This window comes from Bacterioplanoides sp., from assembly GCF_965226395.1.
GTDB lineage: Bacteria > Pseudomonadota > Gammaproteobacteria > Pseudomonadales > Oceanobacteraceae > Bacterioplanoides.
Window position 1 is genome coordinate 3910235 of sequence record NZ_OZ245358.1, and the last position, 12898, is coordinate 3923132.

The following is a 12898-nucleotide window of genomic DNA, read 5'->3' on the forward strand; positions in this document are numbered from 1 at the left end:
CATTCACAGTGAACTATTTTTGCATTCTGCTACCCAATAGAGGGAATACGCAACGGCTTTGCAAAATGCAACGCAAATCACACCCAAAGACCTTATTCAGGGGCCGAATTCATATACTAACCGCGGCACGCTTTTAGCAAACGAATAAAAATAAATAATCCAGCATCATCGAAATGGGTGATACATATGAAAATCTCTTTACTGGTAGACAGCCGTTCAATGGGCGGAATTGAAACTCACATCATTCAGCTTGCCCGAGGCTTATATCGTCAGCAGGTGGACGTTGAATTATTGTTATTCAAACACTACCAGCATCACCCATTGGTAGAAGAGCTAAAACCGATTATCCCGGTTACTCACTTAGAAGGCTCAATAACAAAGCTTGTCGGTTATTTAAAAAACTCAAATACGGTATTGCATACCCACGGTTATAAAGCGGGTATTTTAGGACGATTGGCTGGCAAACTCACAAACACCCCAGTGGTATCAACGTTTCACAATGGTGACCCCGGCAAAGGAAAAACTCGCTTATACAACGCCGTAGACCGACTCACAGCTGGCCTCAGTTTTAACATTGCTGTCAGTCAAAGTATTGCCAAGCAGCTTCTGAATAATTGTCAGGTTATTCCTAACTTCATACAGCTTCACGATATTAAAAATCGACAAGTAGAAACGACACCATCAACAACACAGGCAACAGAAGTTGCATACGTTGGGCGCTTATCCTTCGAAAAAGGCCCGGATGTTTTTGCGCAAATCACACAACAACTGTCCACTCAGCAGCCATCACTGCGCCCTCTTAACACGCCGATTTGCATGTACGGCGATGGCCCAATGCTAAACGAGTTGAAACGCAAGTATTCCCATATTCATTATTATGGGCACGTTAATATGAAAGATTATTGGCAATACATTCGCGTGCTGGTAATCAGCTCCCGCCATGAAGGGCTGCCATTGGTTGCACTGGAAGCAATGGCACGGGGAATACCCGTGGTTACATCCGATGCTGGGGATTTACCGAATTTATTAAAACAAGCCGATATTAACAGCTGTCATAGCATTAATGACCAGTCTGCTTTTATTCAGTCTATTCAACAATATTTGCAACAATCAAACGCTGAGAGAAATCTACAAGCGCAACAAATGCAACGTTTTATTAAAAGCCATTACAGCGTTGAGGCGTGTTTACCTCGCATTATGAGTGTGTACCAACAGGCTATTCAAAACCACCGGATAACAGCGCATTCATAAAGTGAGCGGTTTTTTCAGGGTCGTGCAGCGCCGACAAGGCACTGGAAAAATCCCAGCGGATCAGTTGGGCATTCGTGTCATGAAGTGTTTCTGTTGCACGGGCTTCTGGCCAGGCAATGCAGTCAACCGTGCGAATATCAGCCTGCGCCAATAAATCCAGTTGTTGCTGCAACAACAAACAACGCTGCTGCGAAGAACCAAGCGTTTCCGGCTGCAGGTTTGCCATCAATAACAAACAAGCTTGCGATTGATTAATAGCAGCTGCCAGATCCGACACCAGCAAGGATGGCATCACACTGGTCATAAAGCTGCCAGGGCTGAGTACAATAAAATCGCTGTCAGCAATTTTTTCAAGCACTTCGGCGGGGGCAGACACTTCTTTATTTAATGCCAGGCTCACAATGGGCTGATCACACTCATCGATCGCCAACTCACCAACAATAGCTTGCCCGCGATCATCATGTCCCAATAACTCTGCCGGGGTATCCGACATCGGGAACAAAAACGTATCAATTCGCAATAAATCGCGCATTACCGCAATGGCATCGGTCGGCCTGACTGACATCTGATCCAGTGCATACAACATCAGATTGCCCAGGTTATGTCCGTTAAGATCACCACGGGTCTGAAAGCGATACTCAAACAACAACTGATTAATACCAGGAGAACGGCACAGCTGGTTCAGACAGTTGCGTAAGTCTCCCCAGGCGATGGTATCGGCTTCCTGCTTTAACCGCCCGGTCGAGCCGCCATTGTCGGTGGTTGCCACAATGCCGGTTAATTCAATATTCGATAAACCCGCCAGCGACGACAATAAGTTGCCTAAGCCATGACCGCCACCAATACACACCACCTTTTTCTCAGCGCCTGCAACGAGATTAGTTTTTGCCATTCGCCCAACGCTCACGTTTACGGTAAATGGTGGAGGCACTGACTTCTAATAACGCCGCCGCTTTGGGAATATTGCCGCCACATTGCTCAATTGCTGCTTCAATCACTTCTTTTTCCACCAACCAAAGTGGACGGATAGCCGTTTGCTGATATGCCGATTGAGGCGGAGGCGTTAAAGAAGACAGCTCAGAACTGACACCAGCCGATGGCATAGCCACCGTGGAGCCTGACTCCGTATTCATCAAGGCCGGGTTAGGCACCATCTCGGGAATTGGCACATCGTTTAACGGCGGCGGCAGCATATCCGGAGAAATCATCCCACCAGTATTTAATACCACCACATTACGAATAACGTTCTGCAGCTGGCGAACATTGCCCGGCCATTCGTAATTCAACAACGCCGCCTGGGCTTCATTATCAAAACCGGTAAATTGTTTTTGCTCTTCCTGCGCGTATTGTTGCAGTAACTGATTAAGAATTAACGACACATCGCCCCCGCGTTCACGCAGCGGCGGTAAATGAATCGGAATAACATGCAGGCGGTAATACAGGTCTTCGCGGAAATTACCGGCTTTAACCTCAGCCAATGGGTCTTTATTCGTGGCACAAATAAACCGTACATCAACACGTTCAGTTTTATTACTACCCACTTTCTGGAAGCTGCCGGTCTGAATAAAGCGTAATAGTTTGGTCTGTAAATCCAGATCCATCTCACACAGCTCATCCAGGAATAAGGTACCGCCATCCGCCTGACTGGCAGCACCCTCACGGCTCGACACCGCGCCGGTAAACGCCCCTTTGGTATGACCAAAGATTTCACTTTCCATCAGATCCCGGGGAATGGCGCCACAGTTAATGGCAATAAAGGGCTTTTGCGCACGCTCACTGCGCTGATGAATCGCTGAGGCACACACCTCTTTACCGGTACCACTCTCACCGGTAATAAACACCGTGGCATTACTGGGAGCGGCACTGTCGATAATGCGATACACACTCTGCATCGGCAATGAAGCGCCAATAAACCCTTCGTAGCCGTCACGATTAAACTCTTCTTTGTAGGTTTCAAGCGCTTCCGTCAGCGTTTGACGCTCCAGCGCATTAGCCAGCGTGGTTAACAAGCGTTTGGAACTAAAAGGTTTTTCAATAAAGTCGTAAGCCCCCAGCGCCATCGCCTCAACCGCCATATCCACCGAGCCGTGGCCGGTAACAATCAGGCTGACAACCGGGAGTTTCTGTTCGTGCAGCTGGCGTAAGATATCCATGCCGCTCATATCGGGCAGGTTGATATCCAGCATAATGGCATCCGGTAAAGACTGCGCAATCGCTGCCAGTGCATCGGCACCGGTTCCGGCAATCTGCGCCTGATACCCGGCTGCCGCCAGATATTCCTTATACAACTCCGCCATGGAAGCACTGTCTTCAACAATCAGTACTTGTTTGTTCTGCACCATCCCTCTCCCTTTCCGCAAGCTGGTTCAAACCGAATCTGGTATCACCACCAGCAAGGTTGCATCATCGCTGGCTTGTTTATTAACACACTTATCATAGTAGTCCATGGCCGCCAGTTTGCCGGAAGCGATGGCCGACGCTTCGTTACGGTTTTTTATATCCCGCTCCAGCAACGCCCAGAACTGAGCCTGCTGCTCGGGGGATAACGAGTCTGTTAAGCCATCGGTGTAAAGCACCATGGGGGTTGATAGCTGAATACTGGTATTAGTGAAAGGACTGGAAAACGGGCTGGCAATAAACCCCAACAACGGGCCATTACTGTATTGCATATCCACCCAACCAGCGGCGGTTAATTGTTTCGCCGCCGGGTGCCCGGCACTCGACAGCGTGACGCGTCCATTGGCTTCCAGCTTTAGTGCAATGGCGGTTAACAGGCTGCTGCCCATCAGCTGATCCTGTTCCAGCCCTTGTGCCATACTGCCAAGCAACCGGTCTGGCAGGATATTGATGCCCAGCTGCTGCATTCCCTGGGTCAGACCATGTAAAAAGCCGTGATAAACATGTACAAAAAAGCGTGCCTGAGCATCGTGCCCCATCACATCGGCCAGCAAGATCAGGCTATGTTGCTCACCATCAACCGACTGCTGAGCCTGAAACACAAAGTCGCCACCACCACCCTGTACTTTTGCTGCGGAGCCGTTTGGCACAGCACCCGCCGAACGACTCTCCAGCAACAGCCGGAACCCGGGCTGCTGAATTCGTAATGCAGGCGCCAGCTGGCGGGTAATATCGCTGGATAGCTGCTCACCAATAACCCGGGACAACTGTTCGTGATGCAACAACACCCGCTCAATACAGGACGTCAGCTGTTTTTTATGAACGGGCTTTTGCAGCACATCATCAATCGGCAAGTGATACAGTGCATCCGGACTTTCACCAGTCAGAAACACAAACGGCAAGGCACCTTGCAGCTGATGCACCCGGACTCTGAGGTTAAAGCCATCCAATTCAGGCATGTTTACATCTGAAATCACTAAATCAGCAGAGTGATGAGTCAGCCACTCCAGCGCCTGCAGCGGCTGAGAAAACACCACGGGCTCATAATCCGACTGCAAAAAGGCTTCTATCTGAATCAACAACGAAGGATCATCATCAATCACCACAATACGCTTGGGTGGTCGCTCCGTTTGATCCTGAATAATAATATTAATAACCCAGCGTTGCCCGGCCTCATCCGCCCGATATTCCACCCGGTCACTCAGGGATTTAATGAGTCCCAAACCCATGCCGGATATTTTTAATTGATCAAACTCGGTATCCGCCTGCGCCCAGAATGACTCAAACTCCGCAAACCCGGAGCCGTCATCATAAATCGACAAACACCAGTCACGATCTTTACGGGATAACTGAATCCCTACCGTTTGTGGCCGTTGGCAGGAGTGTTTATAGAGGTTGGTCAACCACTCACTGGTTAATAACACCAGTGGCTCCAGCGCAGTCCGGCCAGTTTTGGCTACCCAATCTGCCACACAGGTGCGCCCGGCAGCAATAAAAGCCTCATCGGCTGACTTCAACGGAAAGGATTGCTGAAACAAAATATTATCTGGCTCATCCATCGCAATCGACATGCGCTTATCCTTATGTGTCTGACGTTACTTATATTTATGACGCCACTTATATTTCTGGTGTTGTTAAAAGCGGATGTTGCGACAGAGCTTTAATGCTTAGCTGAATCAGATCATCCAGTTGCTTCAGCTCGGCCTCGCTCGCCATTTCGGTTTTGGTTTTTGCTTCCAGTGTTTTGGCTAACTGCGACAGCGACATAGCGCCATAACTGGCAGCACTGCTTTTCAGGGTGTGTGCCTCACGGTTCATCGCGACCTGGTCATGCTCTGCGAGTGCCTGATACATGCCCTGCAGCCGCACCTGACTTTCATCACAAAATACGCTGGCCATTCGCTGAACCACCGTAACAGAGGTATCGTCAATTAACCTCTGTAACACCAAGTCATCCAGCAAGCCTACTTGCTCCTGAACCGGTTCCGCTTTCGGCGTAGTTTTCTGAGTAGTTTCTGGCATGGCTTTCGGTGTAGCTTCTACTGTCGATTTATTCTGCTTCGCTTCAACCCAACCAATCAGCTCCGCCAATAAATCGCGCTTAACCACGGGCTTGGCCACAAACCCCTGCATTCCGGCGTCGGTGCACTGCTCTTTCACTTCAGCAATCACATTAGCCGTCATGGCGATGATGGGAGTTTGCCCCATTTTGCCGGGCAATTTACGAATCTGACGGGTTGCTTCCAAGCCATCCATTTCCGGCATTTGTAAATCCATCAACACCAGATCGTAAGGCAGATTCTGCACCGCACGCACGGCTTCAAGTCCGTTGGCAACGGCATCAACCGAATAACCACTGGCTTCCAGCATATTAATCGCGACCAGCTGATTGGCCTGACTGTCTTCCGCCAGCAAGATACGAAACGACACACCTTCCGGCGGTAAACGCATTAATTCGGAGGCAATATCAAACGACTCGGGTGCCTGCTGATTCAGTAATGAGGTTAACGCGCTGGCCAGCCACTGCGGACGATAATGCGCCGGCAAACACAGATTAAAGCCAACTCCCTGATAATGCTGAATTAACGCCTGATTATTGCCTTCCAGCAGCAACACACAGGGAATATCTGCCGACAATGACCGTAATTGCGCCAGCACAGCTTCCGCCGATTGAGTTAACGCCCGAAATTCAATAATGATCAGGTCAATGTCGTCGTCAGCAATCAGCTCAGCACAGTCCTCTAAACACTCGATAGTGTGGGTTGCCGCTCCCTGCGACATCAACTGCTCTTTTAGCAGCAAAGACGATTTATCCCGATCGAACCAGGTGCCAATCTCCAGCCGGGATAATGGGGATTGATGCGGGTTTTGATGTGATGCTTGTAGTGAGCTGTCAGACGTATTGCCACCAGTCACCTCCACCGCTGTTGCCGCCATTTCCATTGACGCGACAGGCAACGACAGCACAAACGAAAAGGTCGAGCCTTTTCCCGGACGGCTACGCAATGACATCTCAGAGTTCATTAACGTTAATAATTTACGGCTAATAGACAACCCCAGCCCGGTGCCACCAAAGCGCCGCGAGTCATTACCGTCGGCCTGAATAAATTCATCAAACAGTTTTTTCTGATCGTCTTCAGCAATGCCAATACCACTGTCTTCAACACTGAAAGCCAGCACAACCTGATCAGACTGATGCTGCTGCAAGTCCACCCGGGCAATCACTTCCCCCTGCTCGGTAAACTTAACGGCATTGCCAACCAGATTCATCAACACCTGACGAATACGGCCTGAGTCTCCGGATAAGCTCGCTGGAATGGCTGGATCAACATAGCAGCTGAGAATAATGCCTTTCTCGACGGCACGACTGCTTAATAAATCCACCATGTCGTACATCAAATTAGCCAGATTAAAGTCATCCTGCTCCAGCACCAGCTTACCCGCTTCGATTTTAGAGAAATCCAGCACATCATTAAGAATGGCTAATAACCCCTGCCCGGAATTCAGTGCGGTGTCGACATAATGGCGCTGAGTGGTGTCTAACTCGGTTTCCTGCAGCAATCCAAGCAGGCCTAACACGGCATTTAATGGCGTGCGGATTTCATGTGACATCGACGCCACAAACTGGGATTTGTATTGATTCGCACGCTCAGCCATATCTCTGGCTTCAGACAAGGCCTCAACATATTGCTTGCGCTCAGAAATATCCTGCAGTGAGGCGGAAAAGTAGGTTAAGCCAGAAATATGCAGAGGAAATAACGTCAGCTCGACCGGGAATTTTTCACCGCTGCGGTGTTGCGCCGTGACTTCCACCCGACGATTAATAAAGGAGCCGGAACCATTTTTTTGATAATTTTTTAACCCGGCACGGTGAAACGCTCGTGCTTCTGGCGGAATAATTAAATCGGCCAGCGACTGACCAATCACTTCTTCGCGCAAATAACCAAACATCTGACAGGCAGCAATATTGAACTCCTCCACCTCATCATCCTGATTGATCAAAACAATGGCATTCACGTTATTGTCGATAATAGTGGAGTGCACCGCATGCTCCATCTTTAACACATCGGTATCGGCTTCACGCTCACTGACATTATAAAAATGCAACAGTACAAAATGCTGGTTACGATGCGAAAAACGCTGCAACGCCACATCCACCGGAAATAAATTATTACCCGCAGCCCGTGCAACGCTTAAGTGCTGTGTTGAAGAAGGTACTGAATCCGTTAATAGCTGCTTCAGATTGAGCGCCGGAAAGTGATATTGCATCGCCCGGTCAGACAAGCTCGACACCCCCAGCATGGTTAACGCCTGAGGGTTGTGGGCCACCAACCGATGCTCATCATCCAGCAACAACCAGGCACCAGGCATTGCCGCCAGAATATGGAACAGAAACGTATTTTCGCCCTCCGCAGGCTGCAACCGGGGAATCTTTTTCAGGGAGCCGGTGGCCCTCTGCAGGTAACGGGTACCCCTCTGCGGGTAACGAGTGGCCTTCCCTAAATGACTTGCCCAACGACGTTTTTTATAAAACATTCCATTCTCTCTGACACATCCCTGTTTCAGTTTAGACCATCGCCGCCTGGCATTCGCAAACAAGCTGCTAAGCACTCGCGAATAAGCCGCCAAGCAGCTTCAAACACTCATATTCAACAGTGGCGAAGTGCGTACCCAGTGGCGAATCCGACTCATCAGGCCCGGCAACCAGCGCTGCAGGCGATAACTTTCGCGAATAATTTCATCACCCAGCGTCGGTGAATTCATATCGTTAAAGACACAACCGGATAACTGCACATCCATCCCTGCTAAGCGCTCCATTGCCATGGTCAGTTCGGCCTGGCGGGTCACACCAGAACGTACCATCAGCAACGCGCCGTCACATTCAGCGGCGATCCGTTCGGCGGGCAGGTTATGACGATTAATGGCATTCAATGGAGAGGTATCGATAATCACCACATCAAACTGTTCCAACCAGGCCTGTAAACAGGCACTCAGAAACTGCTTTTCACGCAACATTAAATTTCCGGTAGGGGTGACCGGGGCTGGCAATACCGCCAGCTCTGACGGCAACTGCTCGTCATTGGTTTGATCGGGATAAGTAATTTCTGACGACATATAACGCTCCAGATCGTGCCAAGGCTTTTCTTCCAGCCCCATTTCCCGTGCAATGCAGGGGTGACAGAAATTCATATCTACCAGCAAGGTTTTATGCCCACCGGCAATCGCGCGCTTCGCTAATGCACACGCCAGGGTGGTAACCCCTTCTCCCCCATGACAGGAGGTAATTGCCAGAGTACGCACACCACGATCAATGGTCTGCGAATAAACACTTTCTAATTCCGCGTAATGGATCGGCAGTTCGACCTTTTCAGACATTGCCGAGATGGTTTCAATTTCTGAGCTTTTCACAAAATGATTCATAACGCCGCCGCTCCTAATGCATAAACAGAAAGAATACTCAGGGCATCAGTCACCCCTTGCATAAACACACGCCAGTTGCTGCGGGTCACGTTTGGCACATAGACCGTATCACCCTCACGAATCACCGGCAGTGTGGCAAAGTCCGGATCTTTGACAAATTCAACCAGATCAAACGAAGCCGATTGTTCGTTACAGCAGGAAGCGTTCACCACCACAATGCGTTCAACATAGGCTGCTTCGGTTGGTCCACCCGCCTGCGCCAGCAAATCAAGAATGGTCATATTGTCGTTAAAGCGGTAACGACCTGGCTTAGCGACTGAGCCCAGCACACGCACGGTGGTTTCTTTTTCTTCATCCAGCCAGTTGCGATCTTTTTCCGGGATATAGATGCTGTCACCCGGTTTTACGTCTGGCAGCAGGGTTTCATCACCGGTTTCAAAATACATCGCCAGATTCAGGCGCGACACACGGGGTTTATTGCCGTCGCGGTGCATGATGCGAATATTATGAATATCGGCGTTGGTTGACGGGCCGTCGGCCGCCGACAAGATATCTAAAAAGCCCATGCTTTCATCAAAGGCATAACGACCCGCAGCATTCACCTCACCAAACAGATAGATCGAACGCTCCGGTGCCTGACGCAGCCACTTGGATTTATTGTCCGTTGGATCTTGTGGTAATTCCGGCACCATCACGGTGTAACCAGCTTTTAAAACCGGCAGGTCTTCTATATGACCACCATTTTCATTAAATGACGCTAAATCAAACACCTTGCTTTCAACCCGACCATCTTCGTGACGCATCACAATTTGAGTGGCAGCAATATCGGCACGCTCTTCCGGGCCACCGGCATGGGCCAATAAATCGAAGACCGACATTTCATCCGACCATTCATAACGGCCCGGGCGACGAACCGCACCCATAATATAAATGGCACGTGAAGGCGGTACTTTTAACCAGGAGTTTTCATCGGTTGCGGTTTTTTCCGGTACAAAAATCGCGTCACCGGCAATGATTTCGGGTAAACCGACACTGCTGCCCTGCTCGGTATATTGTTGTAAATCGAATGGCACCACATCGCCGTTAGCGCGTAATAAACGAATCTGACGGGTCTCGGCAAAACGGGTTGGGCCACCAGCGTTAGCGAGAATATCCAGAAAGGTAGCGCCCTCCTGATTCTCAAAAGCACCCGGCTTCGGCACTTCCCCCATCACATACACCATGCGGGCACCAACTTTGACTTCTTTTGCCGCAATCGGAACAAAAACCGTGGCTCCTTTTTCCAGCTTAATCAGCTTATTGCCGTCACCATTATCGAGATACGCTTTTAAATTAAATAAGGTTGGAACGTTGTTATTAATGATGCGGATTTGCTCCACCCCGGCGTAACGGGTCACGCCACCGGCGCGCATAATCACATCGATCACGGTGCTGTGTTGTTTGAACGAAAACAAACCCGGGTTCTGAACTTCACCAAAGACTTTAATGGCATTTTGATCTTCTGCGGCATCACCACCGGATAATAAGGTCGCCGCATCAAAGTCTGCCTGAACGTTACCAATCAACGGTGAAGCCGGAATAAACAAGGTATCCATACTGCTTAACGCGGGAATAATGTCGTCGTTACCACTATCCAGATAGGCTTTAAAATTAAACTCAATCACTTGCTCGCCATCAGCTGACTGACGTTTTAACTGCATTTTATCCAGCTGCGCACCCTTTCGAACGCCGCCCGCCAGACTTAAGGCCATTTGTACGTTGGCACGACCAGTTGCATCGACGGGCAGCTCCACCTGACCCGGGTTATTCACGTAACCTAATACGGTAACTAATAAACGTTTTTCGCGGATAGCAACATCCAGGCGGGTAACGTCGCGATAAACCGAGGCCAGTGCTTGTTCGATAGCAATGCGTGCATGATTTAACTGCATACCTGCTACCGGAATTTCACCCACTTCCGGCAGTGCAATCACACCACGATTATCGACCGGAAAATCCTGATTTAATTCTTCTTCACCCGGCAGCGCGATAAACAACACATCGCCAATATGAATTTGCTCTCCAGACGATTGTGTTTGTTGCTGCGCTGCCGCTTGTTCCAGCACATCGTTGGCTTCGTTGACGGCTAACATTTCGCGCAGCTCCTGAGCCATTTGTTCCAGCTCATCGTTTTGCAGCGCATGGTCTTGCGCCATGGCAGAGGTAGCCACTCCAATCAGGGCAAGTCCCGCCCAGCTCAAAACAAACAGTCGCAATAATAAATGAGTCATGATTATTCTCCTTGCTGACGCGAGCGTTGCTCATACGCTTCGTGATACGAATAAGAAAAATCGTCATTTAAGTAGCGTTGAGTTTGTGTTTTGGAGGTGTCTTCAACATCCCGAACATCAAATTGCCATTGATTGACCCGCTCCGATTTAACAATGTCTTCTCGATTAATCGTTTCAGCAGCATCTTGCTCAGCACCAGCAGCCTGGGTAAAACCAAACTGCTGATCTAATTCGATATACAGCTGATCCAACGTTGCTTTTGGTTCCAGCACTTCGATATGAACGCGGCGATTTTTTAATCGACCCGCCCAAGTATTGTTGGTTGCGCGGGGTAAATGTTCACCAAAAGCACGAATGATCATCCGATCTTCGGCAATGCCTGTCGCCACCAATTCATCACGCACATGGCGAGCACGGCGCAGCGATAAATCCTGATTGTAATCATAAGAAGCGTTGGCATCGGTGTGGCCGTTCAGGCGCAGAATTAATGGTGGGTAGGCTTTTAAATAACGACTGGCAACCCGCAGATGCTCACGATACAGAGGTGACAACTGATCCGAATCGTTAGCAAAGGCATTATCACTGTTTAATAAATGACGCAGCATATACAGCGCATAACGGTAACGAAAATCGCTACTTTGCTTATGATTGCTTTCACTGGTCAGGCTACGGGTTGCTAAATTTTCAGGGCAATGGGTATGGCGCTTGATGTAAATTAATCGGCGTTCCAGTTCATCAACTTCACGATGCACAATCACCAAGGTGTTACGCGCGTCTTCTAACAGATTACCGTCTAACTCACGACGTGCGCGTTGTGACATCAGCGTCACCTCACGAACCCGCGCCGGAATACATTCACGGGCACCACGCAGGATTAAGGTATCCAGTTTGACATTATGGAGCTGCCACTGGGTCTCCAATGCGCCCTTGGATTCAGGAACAACGCCAATCCAGTCATCAATCTGATCCAGATAATACTGACGACTGGTATCGACCTGAACATCACCGCCCTGCCCTTGCTCCGGCCAGCTGCTGCAGCCAGTCAGAGTCAGGGTCGCTATGGCTGAAGCCAGAGTCAGCATTGGGGCAACAAAGGTGTGAAGGTTAATCTGCATCATGTTCTCTCCGAATCGTCTTCTGACTTAATCAAGCCTGCCGCTTAATGAACGACTGCCACTGAGCGCTCTTTTTCACCCAGATAACCGGATAAAGACTCAAACACCGGAATGGTGTTAGTGATTTTTAAGATATCCAGCAGTTCTTTGGGCTGACCTTGCACACCAATCAGCACCATTTGGTGTTGCTGGGCCACTAAGCGCTTGTATAAAAACACCAGAGCACCAATGCCAGAAGAATCGATAAAACGAACATTGCTCAGATCCACAATCACATCGCTGCCGTTCACCGCCAGGTCTTCAAACAGATTGCGAACGCTACCAACACTGCTGACATCAAAGTCGCCGCTTAAGCTGATCACCTGATCTTCATTACATACATAGCTGACAAAACTCATGGCTTATTCTCCGCCTTGTGAAATACAACAGAGATAGAGCAAGGCT

General features: G+C 49.4%; 9 protein-coding genes. 1 reads left to right on the plus strand and 8 read right to left on the minus strand.

All coding sequences use genetic code 11. From position 1 onward, the window contains the following. Nucleotides 1-186 precede the first annotated feature (186 nt). The gene (locus tag ACO05E_RS17965; RefSeq protein ID WP_419810856.1) at nt 187-1251 is read left to right on the plus strand and encodes a glycosyltransferase family 4 protein; all 1065 of its coding nucleotides are present in this window, start codon (nt 187-189) and stop codon (nt 1249-1251) included. Here the strand turns inward: ACO05E_RS17965 and ACO05E_RS17970 are convergent. From ACO05E_RS17970 to ACO05E_RS18005, 8 genes are all read right to left on the minus strand, one after another. Further along, nucleotides 1217-2143 (minus strand): gluconeogenesis factor YvcK family protein, encoded by a 927-nt coding sequence (locus ACO05E_RS17970; protein WP_419810857.1) that lies wholly within the window; start codon nt 2141-2143, stop codon nt 1217-1219. The two genes, ACO05E_RS17965 and ACO05E_RS17970, sit on opposite strands and share 35 nt — an antisense overlap. Next, nucleotides 2130-3593, minus strand: coding sequence for a sigma-54-dependent transcriptional regulator (locus tag ACO05E_RS17975; RefSeq protein WP_419810858.1), 1464 nt, complete (start codon nt 3591-3593; stop codon nt 2130-2132). Before ACO05E_RS17975 ends, ACO05E_RS17970 begins: the two co-directional genes overlap by 14 nt. A gap of 24 nt (nt 3594-3617) precedes the next feature. Then, a complete protein-coding gene (locus tag ACO05E_RS17980; protein WP_419810859.1) occupies nt 3618-5219 on the minus strand; it encodes a response regulator in 1602 nt (533 codons plus the stop codon). 46 nt (nt 5220-5265) lie between these two features. Then, nucleotides 5266-8184 (minus strand): response regulator, encoded by a 2919-nt coding sequence (locus tag ACO05E_RS17985; protein WP_419810860.1) that lies wholly within the window; start codon nt 8182-8184, stop codon nt 5266-5268. A gap of 99 nt (nt 8185-8283) precedes the next feature. After that, a complete protein-coding gene (locus tag ACO05E_RS17990; protein ID WP_419810861.1) occupies nt 8284-9069 on the minus strand; it encodes a tyrosine-protein kinase family protein in 786 nt (261 codons plus the stop codon). Then, nucleotides 9066-11339 carry an SLBB domain-containing protein gene (locus ACO05E_RS17995; RefSeq protein ID WP_419810862.1) on the minus strand — a complete coding sequence of 758 codons (2274 nt, stop codon included), beginning with the start codon at nt 11337-11339 and terminating at the stop codon, nt 9066-9068. Before ACO05E_RS17995 ends, ACO05E_RS17990 begins: the two co-directional genes overlap by 4 nt. 2 nt (nt 11340-11341) lie before the next feature. Further along, entirely contained in the window at nt 11342-12457 is a 1116-nt protein-coding gene (locus tag ACO05E_RS18000; RefSeq protein WP_419810863.1) for an OmpA family protein, read from the minus strand. Nucleotides 12458-12498: 41 nt separating this feature from the next. After that, nucleotides 12499-12852 carry an STAS domain-containing protein gene (locus ACO05E_RS18005; RefSeq protein WP_419810864.1) on the minus strand — a complete coding sequence of 118 codons (354 nt, stop codon included), beginning with the start codon at nt 12850-12852 and terminating at the stop codon, nt 12499-12501. Nucleotides 12853-12898 lie beyond the last annotated feature (46 nt).